Annotated in this window: 15 protein-coding genes; 3 read left to right on the top strand and 12 right to left on the bottom strand. The window is 62.6% G+C overall.

Going from position 1 to position 17,898, the window contains the following annotated elements; genetic code table 11:
* The first annotated feature begins 7 nt into the window (after window positions 1-7).
* A complete protein-coding gene (locus tag NKJ06_RS11645) occupies window positions 8-1,048 on the top strand; it encodes a heme-dependent oxidative N-demethylase family protein (RefSeq protein WP_352626404.1) in 1,041 nt (346 codons plus the stop codon).
* Between the two features lie 168 nt (window positions 1,049-1,216).
* Here NKJ06_RS11645 and NKJ06_RS11640 read toward each other — a convergent pair whose 3' ends face one another.
* On the bottom strand, window positions 1,217-1,927 hold the full coding sequence (locus NKJ06_RS11640) for a helix-turn-helix domain-containing protein (protein WP_352626406.1): 711 nt from the start codon (window positions 1,925-1,927) through the stop codon (window positions 1,217-1,219).
* A 258-nt stretch (window positions 1,928-2,185) separates the two neighbouring features.
* Between NKJ06_RS11640 and NKJ06_RS11635 the strand changes: the two genes are divergently transcribed.
* Entirely contained in the window at window positions 2,186-3,544 is a 1,359-nt protein-coding gene (locus tag NKJ06_RS11635) for a trimethylamine monooxygenase (protein ID WP_352809829.1), read from the top strand.
* Between the two features lie 15 nt (window positions 3,545-3,559).
* On the opposite strand, the gene NKJ06_RS11630 is transcribed toward NKJ06_RS11635, so the two are convergent.
* From NKJ06_RS11630 to NKJ06_RS11595, 8 genes are all read right to left on the bottom strand, one after another.
* Entirely contained in the window at window positions 3,560-5,542 is a 1,983-nt protein-coding gene (locus tag NKJ06_RS11630; RefSeq protein ID WP_352809828.1) for an ABC transporter permease, read from the bottom strand.
* The gene (locus NKJ06_RS11625) at window positions 5,539-6,624 is read right to left on the bottom strand and encodes a quaternary amine ABC transporter ATP-binding protein (protein WP_352809827.1); all 1,086 of its coding nucleotides are present in this window, start codon (window positions 6,622-6,624) and stop codon (window positions 5,539-5,541) included. The genes NKJ06_RS11630 and NKJ06_RS11625 overlap by 4 nt, the downstream gene beginning before the upstream one ends.
* A 78-nt stretch (window positions 6,625-6,702) precedes the next feature.
* Complete coding sequence (locus tag NKJ06_RS11620) at window positions 6,703-7,677, bottom strand: ABC transporter substrate-binding protein (protein WP_352661340.1); 975 nt, start codon at window positions 7,675-7,677, stop codon at window positions 6,703-6,705.
* 508 nt (window positions 7,678-8,185) lie between these two features.
* On the bottom strand, window positions 8,186-8,950 hold the full coding sequence (locus NKJ06_RS11615) for an SDR family oxidoreductase (RefSeq protein WP_352809825.1): 765 nt from the start codon (window positions 8,948-8,950) through the stop codon (window positions 8,186-8,188).
* Between the two features lie 89 nt (window positions 8,951-9,039).
* Window positions 9,040-9,195, bottom strand: coding sequence for a hypothetical protein (locus NKJ06_RS11610; RefSeq protein WP_352809824.1), 156 nt, complete (start codon window positions 9,193-9,195; stop codon window positions 9,040-9,042).
* A 1-nt stretch (window position 9,196) separates the two neighbouring features.
* The gene (locus NKJ06_RS11605) at window positions 9,197-10,303 is read right to left on the bottom strand and encodes a mandelate racemase/muconate lactonizing enzyme family protein (protein ID WP_352809823.1); all 1,107 of its coding nucleotides are present in this window, start codon (window positions 10,301-10,303) and stop codon (window positions 9,197-9,199) included.
* 35 nt (window positions 10,304-10,338) lie between these two features.
* Window positions 10,339-11,031, bottom strand: a complete 693-nt coding sequence (locus NKJ06_RS11600) for a GntR family transcriptional regulator (protein WP_352809822.1) — start codon at window positions 11,029-11,031, stop codon at window positions 10,339-10,341.
* Window positions 11,032-11,262: 231 nt separating this feature from the next.
* Window positions 11,263-12,051, bottom strand: a complete 789-nt coding sequence (locus NKJ06_RS11595; RefSeq protein WP_352809820.1) for a HalD/BesD family halogenase — start codon at window positions 12,049-12,051, stop codon at window positions 11,263-11,265.
* A gap of 103 nt (window positions 12,052-12,154) precedes the next feature.
* Between NKJ06_RS11595 and NKJ06_RS11590 the strand changes: the two genes are divergently transcribed.
* A complete protein-coding gene (locus NKJ06_RS11590) occupies window positions 12,155-13,087 on the top strand; it encodes a LysR substrate-binding domain-containing protein (protein WP_352809818.1) in 933 nt (310 codons plus the stop codon).
* 22 nt (window positions 13,088-13,109) lie between these two features.
* Here NKJ06_RS11590 and NKJ06_RS11585 read toward each other — a convergent pair whose 3' ends face one another.
* The 3 genes from NKJ06_RS11585 to NKJ06_RS11575 are packed head-to-tail and all read right to left on the bottom strand — an operon-like array spanning window position 13,110 to window position 17,701.
* A complete protein-coding gene (locus NKJ06_RS11585) occupies window positions 13,110-14,261 on the bottom strand; it encodes an efflux RND transporter periplasmic adaptor subunit (RefSeq protein WP_352809817.1) in 1,152 nt (383 codons plus the stop codon).
* 15 nt (window positions 14,262-14,276) lie between these two features.
* The gene (locus NKJ06_RS11580; protein ID WP_352809815.1) at window positions 14,277-17,453 is read right to left on the bottom strand and encodes an efflux RND transporter permease subunit; all 3,177 of its coding nucleotides are present in this window, start codon (window positions 17,451-17,453) and stop codon (window positions 14,277-14,279) included.
* Window positions 17,447-17,701, bottom strand: a complete 255-nt coding sequence (locus tag NKJ06_RS11575) for a hypothetical protein (protein ID WP_352809814.1) — start codon at window positions 17,699-17,701, stop codon at window positions 17,447-17,449. The genes NKJ06_RS11580 and NKJ06_RS11575 overlap by 7 nt, the downstream gene beginning before the upstream one ends.
* Between the last annotated feature and the right edge of the window lie 197 nt (window positions 17,702-17,898).

The following is a 17,898-nucleotide window of genomic DNA, read 5'->3' as shown; positions in this document are numbered from 1 at the left end:
GAAAATCATGGGCATCACCTTTCGCAAGGAAACGTTCCGCGACGATTTCACCTTCAAGAACAGCCCGGAGCACATAAGGCGCTTCCCGTTTCCGTTCCACGAAGACGCCTACATGTATGCGGTCAACATCGAGCCGCATGTCGTCGGCCCGAAGGGCAGCGTGCTGGAAAACCTGATCGACGTCGACGAGCACTATGTCGCCGAGATGCAGGATCGTGCGCTGGTGCTGGCCGAGGATCCGCTGCGCTGCCAATCGCTTCCGCACATGACGCTGGCCGGCTGGGACCTGCTGGAACTCCTGATGGAGCAGCAGGCGCTCGGCTATCCCGAGCACTTCACGCTGACACGCGATGGCGACCGCTGGCGCTGGATCAACCGGCCGCTCGGCATCGACGATACCTTCACCTTCGGCGACACCTCGACACTGCCTTACGGGCCGATGGAATACATCACTCGCCAGAGCCAGGGCGATTTCTGTATCCTCGACCAGCGCGACGGCAATCTGTGGATGGATGCCGGCATGGTCACCACTCAGGCCGACTGGTCGCTCGATTTCGACATCGGCATGAACTTCTTCGAGTGGCACGCACCGGTGCCGCTGGCGCATGAGAAGGGGATTTTCGTCAGGGCGCTGAAATTCCTGACCAACATCCAGCAAGGCAAGCCGGCCCGGCGCCTGAACTGGACGATGACCATCAATCCACGCCTCGATACGAGCCCGGAAAACTACCACAAATGGGGGCCGGACCGGGCGACGGTGACGCCTGAAAATGTCGGTGACAAGGTGCATCTGCGCGTCGAACTGCAGAGCTTCTGGCGCCTGCCGCGCTCGAACGGCATCGTCTTTCCGATCCGCTGCTATCTGATCAAGATGGACGAGCTGGTGACGCAGCCAAAATGGGCACGGCGCCTGCACCGCGTCATCCGCGATCTTCCCGACGAACTCGCCAATTATAAGGGCCTGACACGATACCGCCCGGCGTTGGTCGAGTGGCTGTCGAAGCTCGATGATGGGGGTGCGACAAGTCCGGGGTTTGGGCCGGATTGAGCAAGGCCCCCTCATCCGGCCGCTACGCGGCCACCTTCTCCCCGAGGGGAGAAGAAATAGCCAACGTTGGCGCCAGCCTCCTCTCCCCTCGGGGAGAGGTCGGATTTCCCCCCATTTACCTTAGCAAATAGGTTGGCAAAACGGGGGAGGGGGCTGCTTGCGTCCCGCTCAGCCCGCACTCTGCGGATAGCAGATGATCGAGAGATAGCGCATCGGCAGTTTCGTCAGCTGTTCCGGTCCATGCGGCGCGTCGGCGTCGAAGAACAGGCTGTCGCCGGGCTTCATCGGGTAGAGGTTGCTGCCGTGTCGGTAAACGACCTCGCCCTCGAGCATGTAGAGGAACTCCATCCCCTCATGCTGGAAGGTCGGGAACACGTCGGAATCCTCGGTCAGCGTGATCAGATAGGGCTCGACGACGACGCCGCTGGTGTTGGAGCCGATATGGCCGAGCAAATTGTACTGGTGGCCGGCGCGGGTGCCGCGGCGCTCGACATCGAGACCTTGGCCGGCCTTGACGAAGACGGCGCTGCGCTCTTCCTCGAAACGGCGGAAGAAGGCGGTGACAGGAACGCCGAGCGCCCGCGACAGCGCCTGCAAGGTGGTCAGCGACGGCGAGGTGATGCCGTTCTCGATCTTCGACAGCATGCCCAGCGAAATGTCGGTGGCGACCGCCAGGTCGGCGACGGTGATGCCGAGCTTCTTGCGGAAGGCCCGCACCTCGCGGCCGATCGCCACCTCCAGCACTTTTTCACGCGTGTCGCGAATGGCATGCGGGTTCTGCGTCAGCGGCGCACGGATCGTCCGCCCGTCAGCTGCCTTTGACGATGGCTTTGCCTTGGGAACGGCGCCGGGCTTGGGATTGGATGCTGTTTTCGCCATGTAACCGCCCCAGGATCTGCCGATTTATTTCACTCAAGGTGAACATATTCGGTGCCGATACAGAAACGCAATGGTGACAGCAAGCCCCCTTAAGTCGAATGGCGTTCTTTGGGATTTCGGGAGGCGTCGGGTTTTGCCAGAAAATCCGGTGTGGCCAAACGAGCTTTCGCCACAACCCAGTTGACAGCATTGAAGGGCCAATTACTGTCCTGTCAGTGAAATTTGTTTCGTTGGGGAAATCACAAAAGGAGGCCTGCAATGAAAAGTCGCGTTGCCGTCATCGGAGCCGGACCATCCGGCCTGGCACAGCTCAGGGCTTTCAAGTCGGCGGCCGACAAGGGCGCCGAGATTCCCGAAATCGTCTGCTTCGAAAAGCAGTCGGACTGGGGCGGCCTTTGGAATTACACCTGGCGCACCGGCCTCGACGAGCATGGCGACCCGGTGCACGGCTCGATGTACCGCTACCTCTGGTCGAACGGACCGAAGGAATGCCTGGAATTTGCCGACTATACCTTCGAGGAGCATTTCGGCCGGCCGATCGGCTCCTATCCGCCGCGCGCCGTGCTGTGGGACTACATCAAGGGCCGCGTCGAAAAATCCGGCTTGCGCAAATGGGTGCGCTTCAACAGCCCGGTGCGCATGGTGACCTTCTCAGAGGCGACGAAGAAATTCACCGTCACCGCGCATGACCGCACCAGCGACGTCACCTATTCGGAAGAGTTCGACAATGTCGTCGTCGCTTCCGGCCATTTCTCGGTGCCCAACGTGCCCTATTTCGAGGGTTTCTCCACCTTCAACGGCCGCATCCTGCACAGCCATGATTTCCGCGACGCGATGGAGTTCAAGGGCAAGGATATATTGATCATCGGCCGCTCCTATTCGGCCGAGGACATCGGCTCGCAATGCTACAAATACGGTGCCAAATCGATCACCTCCAGCTACCGCTCGAAGCCGATGGGCTTCAAATGGCCGGAGAATTGGAAAGAGGTGCCGCTGCTGCAGAAGGTCGTCGGCAAGACAGCCCATTTCAAGGACGGCACCACCAAGGATGTCGATGCCATCATCCTGTGCACCGGCTATCTCCACTCGTTCCCGTTCCTCACCGAGGACCTGAAGCTCAAGACCGCAAACCGCATGTGGCCGGACGGACTCTATGAGGGCGTCGTCTGGGAGAAAAACCCTCAACTGTCCTTCATCGGCATGCAGGACCAGTTCTACACTTTCAACATGTTCGACGCGCAGGCCTGGTTTGCGCGCGACATCATCATGGGCCGCATCAAGCTCCCCTCTGCCGAGGCGATGGCAGCGCATGGCGCCAAGTGGCGCGCGCGTGAAGAGACGCTGGAAGACGCCGAGCAGATGATCTGGTTCCAGGGCGATTACACCAAGGAACTGATGGACCAGACCGACTATCCCGGCTTTGACGTCGAGGCGGTCAACAAGACCTTCATGGAGTGGGAGCATCACAAGGGCGAAGACATCATGAGCTTCCGCGACCACGCCTACCGCTCGCTGATGACCGGCACCATGGCACCGCTGCATCATACGCCGTGGCTGCAGGCGCTGGACGATTCGATGGAGAGCTATCTTGAGGTGAAAGGCGTGGCGGCGGAATAGCCGTCGCGCCCCAAGCTACCCCAGCCTCGCCCGTGCCTTCGCCGTCCAGGCGTTGAACAGCCGGTCGGCGACGATGCCGATGAAAGCGATGGCGAGACCTGCGACGATGCCGCGGCCGGAATCGGCCTTGGACAGCGCGATGAACACCTCCTGGCCGAGATCTCGCGTGCCGACCATGGCGCAGATGATGATCATCGCCAGCGCCATCAGGATCGTCTGGTTGACGCCGAGCATGATCTCCGGCAGCGCCAGCGGCAGTTGCACGCGAAAGAAGGTCTGGCGCGGCGTGCAGCCGGAAACCTTGGCCGCCTCGATCAGCGCTGGCGGCACCTGCCTGATGCCGTGATTGGTGTAGCGGATCGCCGGCACCACGGCGAAGGCGACTGTGGCGATCATCGCGGTGACGTCGCCGACCCTGAACAGCATCACCACTGGAATGATGAAGCAGAAAGATGGCAGTACCTGCAACGTATCGATGATCGGGGTGACGATCTTTTCGAAGCGGTCGCTGCGCGAAGCCATCAGCCCGATCGGGATGCCGATCAGGCAGGCGATGAAAGCCGAGATGCCGCAGAGATAGACGGTCGCCATTGTCTTTTCCCAAAGGCCAGTGATGGCGCAGAAGGCGGTCAGCGCGGCTACCAAAGCGGCCAGACGCAAGCCGGAGAGCTGATAGCCGGCGAGGCCGAGCAGGAACACCGCGCCCAGCCACGGAAACCCTTCGCAGAAGGCGCGCAACGGGTTCAGCAAATTGAGGATGAGCGCCACGCGAAACGCTTCGATCGTGTCGAAGAAATTGATCGTCACCCAATTCACCGCCACCTTCCACAGCGGCGCGGTGGTGAAGGTGATCGCCTTCGGCACCGCCGCGAAGGCCGGCACGAACAGGCCGAGCAGCGTTGTCACGACAAGGATGGCGATGGCCAGCTTCAGATTGGGGTAGCGCCGCCAGTAGCTCGGGCTTATCTCCTGGTAGGCATGGCCCTTTGCCTGCTTGTGCGCGATGGCCTGGCTCAGCCGGTCGAGCGCGATGGCGAGCGCCACGATGGCGAGACCGGCTTCCATCGCCTCGCCGACCTTCAGCGCGCGCAGTGCCAGAAGCACGTCGTAGCCAAGGCCGCCGGCGCCGATCATCGAGGCGATGATCACCATATTCAGCGCCAGCATGATGACCTGGTTGACGCCGACCATCAGCGTCGGCCGTGCGGAAGGCAAAAGTACCCGCCACAGTTTCTGCCGTGCCGTGCAGCCGGCCATCTCGCTGAAATCATCGATCTCGGACGGCACCCGCGACAGCCCGAGCATCGTCGCGCGCACCATCGGCGGGGTGGCGAAGATGGCGGTGGCGATCATCGCCGACACCGGGCTGTTGCCGAACAGCAGCAGCATCGGGATCAGATAGGCGAAGGTCGGGATCGTCTGCATCAGGTCAAGGGCAGGGGAGACGACGAGCCTTTCCGCCCATGGCTTGCGCCACGCCCAGATGCCGGCGAACAGCCCGGTGACGATGCAGAACGGCACGGCGATGGAGATCAGCGCCAGCGTCAGCATGGCGCTGGTCCATTGGCCGAACAGCGCGATGTAGAGGAAGCAGCCGCCAACCAGCAGGCTGAGTTTCCGGCCGCCAACGGCATGTCCGGCGAGGAAGGCGGCAGCGCAGACGCCGACCCAGGACAGGCGTGGCAGGACATAGGCCTCAGTGCCGTGGCCGATCTTGAAATTCTTGGCCAGCAGGTTAAGCGCGAAGTCGAGCGGCACGCCGAGCACTGCGGTGATCGAGCGGGTCAGCCACGACAGGTTCGACTTGATCCAGCGCATCAGCGCGCTGACCCAGTCGGCGACCGGCACGACGGCGCTTGCCGGATAATTGACCGCCCAGGGCAGGCGGTCCTGCAACAGGAACACGACAAGCACGGCGGCAAGCGCGAACGCCCAGACCAGCAGCCAGACCTGAATCGGTCGCGACCTTGCCTCGCTGGCGCTTGCCGTCACCGTCATGCGCCAGCCCTCGACCGATCGATACCGGCCAGCAGATCGATCACCGCTTGCGGCGTCACCTCGCCGATCGGCTTGCCGGTGCCGTTGACCACCGCGAACGGCTTGTTGGCGGCAACGATACCGGCCGAGAAGCTGGCGATCTTGGCATCCGGGGCAACGGTGCCGCCATGCTCCGAGCCGTCGCAAGCGCGCATCAGGCTGCGTGCCGAAATCACCTTGGCGCGGTCGACGTCGCGGGTGAACTCGGCGACATAGTCGGTCGCCGGATTGACCACCAGCTCCTCCGGCGTGCCGATCTGGATGACCTCGCCATCCTTCATGATGGCGATGCGGTCGGCCAGCCGTATCGCCTCGTCGAAATCATGGGTGATGAAGACGATGGTCTTGTGCAGCATGGTCTGCAGCCGCATCAGTTCATCCTGCATCTCGCGGCGGATCAGCGGGTCGAGCGCCGAGAACGGTTCGTCGAGAAACCAGATTTCCGGTTTTGTCGCCAGGCTGCGGGCGATGCCGACACGCTGCTGCTGGCCACCGGAAAGCTCGCGCGGATAGAAATGCTCGCGGCCGCTTAAGCCCACAAGCTCGATGACCTCGCGGGCCCTTGCTTCGCGTGTCGGCCGGTCCTGTCCCTGGATGCTGAGCGGGAAGGCGATGTTCTCCAGCACGTTGAGATGCGGCAGAAGCGCAAAATTCTGGAACACCATGCCCATGCGGTGTCGCCGCAATTCGATCAGTGCTGCATCCGAGATTTTCAAGAGGTCCTTGCCCTCGAATTCGACCTTGCCGTGGGTCGGCTCGACCAGCCTCGACATGCAGCGCACCAGCGTCGACTTGCCGGAGCCCGACAGGCCCATGATGATGAAGATCTCGCCCTGACGGATTTCGAGGTCGACGGCGCGCACCGCGCCGACCAGTCCGGCGGCGGTGACGTCGGCCATGCCGGCCTTGCCGTCGCGTTCACGGATGAAGTTGGCCGCATTCGATCCGAACAGCTTCCAGACATTGCGGCAGGCAAGTTTTATCGGACGGGCATCCTTTGGCGTGCCCGCCACGTTTGGCTCCTGTTCAATCTTGTCCGTCATTCAAACGTCCTTCTGGAACATCAAGAATTGAGACCCGGCTGACCAAGCAGCCGGGCCTCATTTTTCCAGTTGGAACGATCACTGCGCCCAGGCTTTCCAGTCGGCCTCGTGGGCCGCGATCCAGGCTGCGGCGACATCTTCCGGCGTCTTGCCGCCGAGATCGATCTCGCCGCTCATCTTGTTGAGCTCGTCGGTGTCGACCGTGTAGGCCTTCGCCACCTTGTAGGCGACCGGCCATTTGTCCTTCATGCCGGACCAGGAGTACTTCCAGATCTCGCCATGCGGCTTGCCGCAATCATATTTGGCGTCGGGGTTGGTGCCCCATTTCGGATCGTTGTAGCACTCGGGCGTGTATTCGGGGAATTCGACCCATTCGCCCTTGTACTTGGCCGGCGCCCAGTGCGGCGAATAGATCCACAGCATAATCGGCGCCTTGCGCTGGTAGGCGGAATCGAGTTCCGCGAACATCGCCGCGTCGGTGCCGGCATGGATGACGGTAAACGGCAGTTTCAGCGCCTCGACGCGCTCGTCGTCAAAGCCTTCCCATGTTACCGGGCCGCCGAGATAACGGCCCTTCGGCGCGGTCTCCGCCGTCGAAAAAGCTTCGGCGCATTTCGGGTCTTTCAACGCTTCCCAGTTGGGCAGGCCGGGGCATTTCTCCTTCATGTATTCGGGAAACCACCACTCTTCCTTGGCCTTGGGTCCGAGCTTGCCCAGCCGTTCGGTCTGTCCGGTGGCATCGGAGGCTTTCATGGCCTCGCCGGCGGTCGTGTCCCAGAATTCCAGGCCGACATCGAGATCGCCATTGGTGAGACCGGTGGTCAGGCTGGAGAGGTAGTCGGCGGTCGGATATTCGACGGTATAGCCGAGCTTTTCCAGGATGCCACCGAGGATCTTGGCGTTCAGATTGACACTGGTCCAGTCGAACAGCGCGATCTTGATCGGATCGTTGGATTCCGGTGCGGCGGCTTGGGCGGAAGGCGTCAGCAGGCTTAACGTCGCCAGCGCGACGGCGCCCATCGAGAGTTTCGAGATGTGACTGCGAAATGACATGCTTGTTCTCCTTCAAGCTGTGACAGTTATCGGTCGTTCCCTTCTTGCGGCTTTTCTTGATTGTGTTGGAAAGGCGGTTCGTTGCGCAAGGCCGTCGGCGCCAAATTGTTGCCCTGGTCCTGGCCAACGCAGGCAAGATGGTGCTCAATTCTGGTGATGGTGGAAAATGCTGGGAGTCTCAGCGTCATAGCTGCCGACGGATCGCTGCGGGAGCGATCATCTGCGGATCAATTGCCAGTCCTCCGGCGCCCTGCAAGGTGTTCCCATGATCCAGAGCATTTCCAGCGAAACACGATCGCCTCCATGCTCTATCCGTTTGTTTTTTACGCAATTCCGGACGCAAAACCGCTTCGCACTTTTGCTGGAATTGCTCTCGGCTGCTGGCCCAGCAAGCCCCCATCCTGCCAAGGCCGTTTCACAGGATGAAATTATATATACCAAGGGTCATGTCGCGCAACGACTAACGCCTGCGGGGTATATAAATTCAGACTGCAGGCGAAGTCGAACCCTACCAGCAGACATAGCCGCCATCGACAATCAGGTCGAGACCGGTGACGAAGCTCGAGGCACGGCTGGCCAGGAACACTGTCGGTCCGACCATTTCCTCCGGCGCCGCCATGCGCCCCATCGGCGTGTCGCGCTTGAAGATCTTGACCTCTTCCGCCACCTCCGGGCGCTTGTTCATCGGCGTCAGCGTGTAGCCCGGGCTGACGACGTTGACCCGCAGCCCGCGGTCGGCCCACTCCATGGCGAGACTCCTCGACATGTGGATGACTGCGGCTTTCGAGGAATTGTAGTGCGTCTGCGTCAGGCCCCGGTTGACGATGGTGCCGGACATCGAGGCGATGTTGATGATCGAGCCCTTGCCTCGCGCCAGCATCTTGCGTGCTTCGGCCTGACAGGACAGGAACACGCCGGCGACATTCACCTCGTGCACCTTCTGCCATGTCTCCAGCGGCATCGTCTCGGCGGGCTCGGAGCCGGCAATGCCGGCATTGTTGACGGCGACGGTCAGCGCACCGAGTTCGCTCTCGACGCGATCGATTGCCGCCGCGAGATCACCCTCAGACGTCACCGTGCCGGTCAGCACAATAGCCTTGCGGCCGAGTGCCGTGATCCGGTGCGCTGTTTCGTCCAGTCCACCTTTCGACGCATGGCCGAAACAGGCAACATCGGCACCCGCCTCGGCCAGTCCGATCGCGATTGCCTGTCCGATGCCGCTGCCAGCGCCGGTGACCAGCGCGACATCGCCGCCCAGTTTGAAAATATCCATCGATAGCCCTCCCTGCTTCCGGGAGGGTACGCGCTGCGCTGTGTTTCGATCAAGCGTCCGGCGCGCAATCGGACAAAGAGCGTTGTCGCTCAGAAATAACCGTCTGCCTTCGGTGCTTCGTCAAGACCAGTCAGCCCATCCTCGACAATGGTCGGCGAAAACCCGTCGAGCTCGCCGAACACCCAGGCGTAGGGCGCTTCGAGGCGCAGATTGATCGGCGTGGCTTTGATGCCGCGGATTTTCATCTCAACGGCCGACTTCGAAGAAAGGCTTCCCGAGCAGGTCGGGAACGACGTCGATGCCAAGGCCCGGTCCATCCGGAATGCCCATGCGGCTGCCGGTGACCGGCGGCATGTTCGACGCCGTGCGCACCGTCACCCATTCATGGAAGGCGATGGCATGCAGCCGGCGCTCCTCCGGCGTCGACAGCGATAGATGCGCCATGGCCGCGGTGTCGATCTCGGCGCCGCCGGTGTCCTCGACGGTGATCATGAAGCCGAGGTCGACGGCGAGGTCGCGGATCTGCCGCGTCTTGGTCACGCCGCCGAGCCGCGAAATCTTCAAGGTCAGCCCGTCGGCCGCACCCTTGCGGTGGATGTCGAGCATGTCGTCCAGCGAGGCTACGGACTCGTCGAGCACCATCGGCTTGTCGAGCGAGCGGCGCACCGACATGCACTCGTCGATCGTCGTGCAGGGTTGCTCGAACGTGTAGTCGATGGCCCGGGTCGCATCGGCGAACTGGCGCGCCTGGTAGGGTGTCCAGCCGGCATTGGCATCGCAGAAGATGACTGTGCCTTTCGGCACCGAAGCGGCGACCGCGGCGACGCGCTCGATGTCGTCATGGACATTGCCGCCGACCTTGACCTGCAGTCGGTGGAAGCCGTCTTTGACGATCCGCTTGGCAAGTGCTGCCATGGCGTCGACGCTGCCATGGGTGACGACCTTGTAGAGTTCGGCCGTCTCGCTCTCCCGGCCGCCGAGCAGCGTCACCAGCGGCACATCGGCGGCACGCGCGGCGAGATCCCAGCAGGCCATGTCGAGCGCCGACTTGATGTAGGGGTGGCCCTTGAAGACCGTGTCCATCAGCCGGCCGATGCCGGCCAGTCCGCGTGGATCGGGGCCGATCAGATGCGGTGCGATCTCCACCACGCCGGCGCGGACGCCGGCGGCGAAGGCGGGCGAATAAAAGTTGCCGAGCGGCGCCATTTCGCCCCAACCGGTTATACCGCTGTCTGATGCAATGGACACGATCACCGCGTCGAAGGCATCGGCAACGCGCCCCTTCGACATACGGTAGGGCCCGTCCACGAAGGGCTGCACGACATGGTAGGCTTTGATGGTCTCGATCTGCACGTGTCTTTTCCGTTGGCTGCGATGTTGGGGCCGGGTCAAACGCTTTTCGACGGGCGCTGTTCGAGGCCGCGCGCGTAGGAAAGAAGCTCTTCGAAATCGAGGTCGATATGCTCGCGGGCATGGCGCTGGGCGGCACGCATGTCGGTGCCTTTGAGCAACCGCGCATAGGTCTCGTGAACGTCTTCGGCTGGCACCGCCTCGTTGCGTGCCTGCTGGTGCAGGGCGAAATACATCTGCAAGCGGCTGGTCAGCCGCTGCCACGTTTCCAGCAGCACCGAATTGTCGGCCCATTCGTAGATCAGGCCATGCAGTTGCAGCGCGGTTTCGATCTGGCGCGTCGTGTCCAATGCACGGGTCGCCTGCTTCACGGCTTCGTGGCGCCGGTCGAGTTCGTCGAAGAAGCGCTGGTCGCGCAGCGGCCACGCCCGCTCGATGGCCAGCTCGTCCATCACCTTGTTGAACGAATAGGCATCGTCGATGTCCTTGGCTGTGACCTCGATGACGAAGGTGCCGGCATAGGGAATGCTGGTCAGGATGCCTTCCTGCACCAGCTCGCGCATCGCCTCGCGCAGCGGCGCGCGGCTCACGCGCATTTGTTCGGAGATCCGGAGCTCGTTGAGCTTCTGGCCGGGTTCGAGCTGGCCGGTCAAGATCGCGCGCCGCAGCAGCGCGACAATCTCGGCGCGGCGCGTCGTGTCCGCGATCGGACTGAAATCCGCTTTCCCCATTCGGCTGCTCCCAAGGAACCCGAAAGCAAGACAAGCAGATTGTCGACAATCTAACAAGAGGTTTCTGGATTCTGATTTGCCTGCACACCAGAGACCGTTTCGAAATTCGCTCTGGCGAGTCATATGGTGGTGGTTTCGAGAACCGGAGCGGAGCGGACATTTGGGTCCGTGAGCACCGGAAGCGCAGAAAACGCCATCAGATGGCCGCCAGAGTAGAATTTCCAACCGGTCTCAAGCGGCGCGGCCGTAGAAGCCGACGCGCTCCTCGGCGCTGAACATCACACCGGGCTTCTCATAGTAGGAAAACACCGCGATCATGCGCTCGCGCTCGCCTTCGACGGTGGTGACGCGATGCGCGGTGTTCTTGCCGCGGAAGACATTCAGCGTGCCCGGTTTCATGCGCAGGATCTTGGCATCGGGGTCACGCCCTTCGAGCAGTCTGGCGACGCCGTCATAGTTGGGATCGTCGTCCGACCGCAGATCGGTGCGGTATTCGAGATCGCCGCCGCGCTCCGCTGCCTGCAACAACAGCGTCGTCGTGAATTCCGAACGATCGAAATGCCAGTTCAGCGCCTCGCCGGCGCGATAGGCCATGACGTTGGTGCGGGCCAGCGGATCCTGCATGACATGCAGTCTGGTCTTGCCCATCGTTGCGGCCAGGAAGCGCAGCAGCGGCTCATATTCGTAGATGGCGAGCACGACGCTGCCCGGAATCTGATCGGCACAGACGGTATGGCTGATCGTCTCGACCTTGCGCAGCGCCGGATGGTCAGGCGCAAGCTCGGGAATGTCGGGCTTGAAGTAGATGTTGTGCATGCGCTTGTGCACATGCGATCGCGCGGCCATCACTGGCTGGATTTCGCGCACGGCTTGTTCCGCCACATCGGAGCGCAAAAACCCTTCGAGATTGAACATGCCGTCGGCTTCGAGCGCGGCGACGGATTGTTCGACGAGGCGCTGCCATTCGGCGTTGCCTTCGCGGTCAAGCGGATAGCGGTCGAGATCGAGAATGTCTTTCATCGTCATGGGCTCCGAGGTTTCGAGCGTATGGGACGGCAAAAAAATCTTTCTCTCAACGTGGAAAATAATTAGGATTGAGCAAGAAAAACTTATGGAGCCTGGCGTGGAACGGTTGCCGCCGCTGAATGCGATCAAGGCTTTCGAGGTTGCGGCACGTGCCGGCAGCTTCACTTTGGCCGCCTCCGAACTCGGCGTGTCCTCGGCGGCGGTCAGCCAGCAAATCCGCAATCTCGAGAGTTGGTTCGGTAAGCAATTGTTCGTGCGCAGCGGCAACCGCATCGCGCTAACCGATGCCGGCCACGCCATCTATCCGCAAACCGCGAAGGCCCTGGGCGACATCGCCGCGATCGGCCGGCGCATGCAGGAAGGTGGCTTGCGGACACGCCTTGTCGTCAGCGTGCCGTTCTCGCTGGCCGAACTGTGGCTGGCGCCGAGGCTGGCCGTGCTTCTCGATGCCTTCCCGCAAATGGCGATCGACGTCCGCGTCGAGGACGATCCGGTCGATCTGATGCGCCAGAACATCGACTTGCGCATCAGCTATGGCGATTATCACTATCCCGGATTGAAGCTTGTTCGTCTCGTCCATGATGACGTCCTGCCGGTCTGTGCGCCCGAATTCTGGCACCGGCACGGCAATGGCGATTCAGGTCTGACGGATTTGCACGAGAGCCTGTTCATCCACACCAATTGGGGGCCGAACTATGCCTCGCACCCGACCTGGGCGGATTGGTTCGCGGCATCTGGCGGCAGCCGCTCGCCCGACCCGTCGCACGGTCGTCGCGTCGGCCTGTCCAGCCTGGCGATCGCCTCGGCGAGGTTGGGTCTGGGCATCGCCCTTGGCCAGCGGGTCATGGCGGGAGCCGATCTGGAGGCCGGCCGCTTGATCGCGCTCTCCTCCGTCTCGGTGCGCCTCGGGCACCCCTACTGTGCATTCATGCCGCCGGCCAAGGCCGACCGCGCCGATGTTGCCGGTCTGGTGGAACTGCTCATGAAAGCGGCGCCCGCGACCTGTGGGAAGGCCGGGGCGCCGCGCTGAAGCCGGGTCCTGACGGGGGTGTTCAGGTGGCCGGCTTTTCCGGTATCGGCGATACAGGCGCTCCGGGTCCGATCTTTTGCAGATTGCCCGTGATCACCTGGTCGCCCTCGGCGACGCCGCTCAAGATGGCGACCTGATCGCCGCTCGTCGGTCCGAGCGAAACCAGCCGCTGGTCGACCGTGTTGCCCTTGCCGACGACATAGAGATATTTGCCGAGCTGGCTCGAGCCCAGCGCCGTCTGTGGCACCATGAGCGCGTCGGCCTGCTCTCTCACATGCAGCCGGACACGAACATATTGGCCCGGCAGCAGCGTGAACTTGCCGTTGCCGATCGTCGCGCGTGCGGTGATGGTGCCGGTCGAGCGGTCGACCGAATTGTCGATGAAGGTAAGTTCACCCTTCTGGCTTGCCTCGGTCTGGCCGGGGAGCAGGACCTCGACCTCGATCGGGCCGTTCGCACGGGCTCGCTCGATCTCGGCCAGATCCGTCTCGCTCGGGTTGAAGGTAACGTAGATCGGGTCGAGCTGAACCAGCGTGTTGAGCACGGTGCCGGCGACGCTGACCAACGTTCCGACCGAGGCCTGGTTGCGACCCAGGCGCCCGCCAAACGGCGCACGGATTTCGGCGTAGCTCAGATTGAGCTCGGCGGTGCGGACCGCCGCCTGGTTGAGAGCCAGCGATGCCTGTGCTTCGCGCAAGGTGCTGGTGCGCTGGTCGAAGCCGTCCTTGGCGAGGTAGCCGCTCTTGGCGAGTTCGGTACCGCGGCCAAGGTTGGAGCGGGCATAGTCGAGCGTTGCCGTGTCGCGCTGCACCTGCGCCTTCGCCTGGTCGAGAGCGGCCTGGAAGTCATCCGGGGAGATCTTGTAGAGAAGATCGCCTTGCCGGACATCGACACCGTCGGCAGCGGTCTGCTCCTGCAGATAGCCGGGAATCCTGGCCTGCAAGGTGATGCTGCGGATCGGTTCGGTCCGCGCGGCATAGTCGAGGTAGATCGGGATCGTCTTCTTGACGACGCTGACCACCGGCACCGGCATGACGAATGCCGCCGGGGCGGGCGCCGCGCCAGCCGTGCCGGCATTGAGGCTGAGATTGCCCATGTCGAGCAGGTGGACGCTGGCCACCGAGATCGCACCCAGCGCGACGGCCGTTCCCAACGCGATTTTCCATTTACGCATGATCAGTCTCCAATCTTATTCGGCCGCTTCCGCCAGGGGCGGGAAGGCGGGCTTGGTCGTTGGTTCATTGTCTTGAGAGGCGGGTTCGTCATTGCCGCGGCGTTCGCGCAGCTGTTCGATGACCGCGTAGAAGACCGGCACGAACACCAGCGACCGGATGGTCGCCGCGACCATGCCGCCGAACACGGTGGTGCCGATCGACTGCCGGCTCGCAGCACCGGCGCCGGTCGCGAACATCAGCGGCAGCACGCCGAGGATGAAGGCGAAGGCCGTCATCAGGATCGGCCGCAGCCGCAGCCGTGCGGCTTCCATCGCCGCCTCGACAATGCTCAAGCCTTCCTCGCGCCGTCGCCGGGCGAACTCGACGATCAGGATCGCGTTCTTCGCCGCCAGGCCGATCAGCATAACGAAGCCGATCTGCGAGTAGACGTCGATCTGCATGCCGCGCATCCACAGCACCACGAACGCGCCGAACAGAGCGAGCGGCACCGCCAGCAACACCATGAACGGCATCGCCCAGCTCTCATACTGCGCCGCCAGGATCAGGAAGACGAAGACGATGGCGAGGCCGAAGACGACGGACGCGATCGATCCTGCCTTGAGTTCCTGGAAGGTGATGCCGGTCCATTCGAAACCGAAATCCCTGGGCAGCGCGGTGGCGGCGGCCCGTTCCATCGCGGCGACCGCCTGGCCCGAGGAGAAGCCGGGTGCGGCGCCGCCATTGATCGAGGCCGAGGCGTTGTTGTTGTAGTGCGGTACCGTTTCCGGGCCGACGAAGGGCACGAGTTTGCCCAGCGTGCTGAGCGGCACCATGCCGCCGGAGGCATTGCGCACATAGAGCCGCGAAATGTCGGCGGCACCCGCACGTGCATCCTTGTCAGCCTGGATGGTCACACGGAAGGTGCGGCCAAACAGGTTGAAATCGTTCACGTAGAGCGAGCCGAGATAGATCTGCAGCGTGCTGAACACATCGGGCAGGTTGAGGCCGAGCAGCTTGGCCTTGCTGCGGTCTAGGTCGTAGTTGAACTGCGGCGTCGAGGTCGAGAACGGCGAGAACAGCTGTTGCGGATTGATTTCCGGCTGCTTGCGCGCCTCAGCGATCACGGCTTGCGTCGCGTCGTTGAGGGCTGAACTGCCGCGGCCGGTGAGATCCTCGACGACGAATTCGAAACCACCCGTAGTGCCGATACCTGGGATCGACGGTGGATCGAAGCTCAGCGCAAAGGCTTCCGGGATCTGCATCAGCTTGCCGCGTACGTCGGCGACGAGCTTCGAAGCGCTCTGGTCGGGACCGCGCTCCTCCCAAGGCTTCAGGATGGCGAATTCGACCGCCGAGTTCGACTGCGCGGCACTGGTCAGGAAGTTCAGGCCGCTGATCGAGCCGACGATGTCGACGCCGGGCGTTGCCTGCAGGATGTCGCGCGCCTTCTGCGCCACCGCGTCGGTGCGCTCGAGCGAAGCGCCGTCTGGCAACTGGATGACGACGAAGAAGTAGCCCTGGTCCTCGACCGGAAGGAAGGTCGAGGGCAGTCGCTGCCAGACGAAGTAGGTGGCGACCAGTCCGGCAGCGAACAGGCCGAGCATGATCCAGCGCAAGCGGATGAGGATGCGCACGCCATTCGCATAGGCATGCGACAGCCTGTCGAAGCCTGTGTTGAACCAGCGGAACAGCACGAACTGCGTCGACCCGCGATGCCGCAGGAAGGCGGCACTGAGCGCGGGGCTGAGCGTCAGCGAGTTGAAGGCGGAGATGCCGACGGAAATCGCTACCGTCAGCGCGAACTGGTTGTAGAGCTTGCCGGAGACGCCCGGAATGAAAGCGACCGGCACGAACACCGCCATCAGAACGGCTGTCGTGGCGATGATCGGACCGGTGACTTCGGCCATCGCGGCCTTTGTCGCCGCCAGCGGCTTGAGCCCGGCCTCCAGTTGTCGTTCGACATTCTCGACCACCACGATGGCGTCGTCGACGACCAGGCCGATCGCCAGCACCATTCCGAGCAGGGATAGCATGTTGAGCGAGAAACCGAGCATCTCCATAACGACCAGCGTCGCCACCAGCGACACCGGAATGGCGATGGTCGGGATGATCGTCGTGCGCCAGCTTTGCAGGAAGATGAACACCACGGCGACGACCAGCACCAGCGCTTCGCCGAGCGTGATCAGCACGTCATGCATCGACGCCGAGACGAAGCGGGTCGTGTCGTAGTGCATCGCATAGGAGACGCCCTTGGGGAAACGGCCCGAAAGCTCCTGCATCTTGTCCTTGACGCGCTGCTGAAGATCGAGCGCGTTGGAACCGGGCATCTGATAGACGGCGAGCACCACGGTCGGGTCCTTGCCGAAGAAGGCCGACGACGAATATTGCAGCGCGCCGAGTTCGATGCGGGCGACGTCGCGCAGCCGCACCAGCGAGCCGGTGTCGGTGTTGGCGCGCACCACGATATCGCCGAATTCCTTGGGATCGCTCAAGCGGCCTATAGCGTTGACCTGCATCTCGAAGGCGGTGCCGGCCGGGGCCGGCGACTGGCCGATCTTGCCGGCCGCCACCTGGACGTTTTGCTCGGAGATGGCGTTTTGGACATCGACCGCGGTGATGCCGAGATTGGCAAGCTTGTCCGGATCGAGCCAGACGCGCATCGAATAGCGCCGCTCGCCGAAGATCTGCACGTCGCCGACGCCGGGCAACCGCTTCAGCGGATCGACCACCTGCAGATAGGCAAGATTGCTCAGCGCCACCGGATCGACCGAACTGTCGGGCGAGGTCAGGTTGACGATGAGGACGAAGTTCGGATTCTGCTTCTTGATCGTCACGCCACCCTGATTGACGATCGCCGGTAGCGATGAAGCAGCCTGCGAGACGCGGTTCTGGACGTCGACGGCGGCAGTGCTGAGCGAATAACCGACATCGAAGGTGATGGTGATGGTCGAGGAGCCGTCATTGGAGCTCGTCGACGACATGTAGGTCATGCCTTGCACGCCGTTGATCTGCTGCTCCAGCGGCGTCGTCACCGTGTCTGCGACCACCTGCGCGCTGGCGCCCGGATAGTGGGCGCTGACCACGACCTGTGGCGGCGTGATGTCGGGAAACTGCGAAACGGGCAGCAGGAAATAACAAATCGTCCCGGCGAGCACCATGATGATGGCGATCGCCGAGGCGAAGATCGGACGGTGGATGAAAAAGTTTACCACGACACGCACGCCTCTCCGACTGCTCTTGCCCGCCCGAAGGCGCTGGCAACCCTGGACAGCCTTTGGCCGCGCCCGTCACTGTGTTCCTCCAGAGAATGCAGCAACGGCATCTCGCGGCGCTGCGTATCGGCGAGCGAGCGCAGCATCGTCTCAAAGGCGCGCGGGTCGACGCCATCGGCTTTCATGACCAGCCGGATCATCGGATCCCGGACGGCTTCATCTATGGTAAGATCGCGGCGCTGTGGCATTGGCCGGCTCCTTGTCTGTCGATTCGCAGCCCATGCTCGCGAACCGTTTTCATCTCTTCACCGGCCGAAGCCGCATGATCTGCAATTTTTCGCCTGTCTCGATCTGGGCTGTTTTGATCTGGTAGGACCAGTTCACGGCCTTGTGATTGACGAAAGACGACATAGGTGTTACCAGTAAGTAACATTCGTGACGTTAC

The organism is Mesorhizobium sp. M0293 (assembly GCF_040321735.1).
Taxonomy (GTDB): Bacteria; Pseudomonadota; Alphaproteobacteria; order Rhizobiales; family Rhizobiaceae; genus Mesorhizobium.
This window is presented reverse-complemented; position numbering and strand designations above follow the sequence as displayed.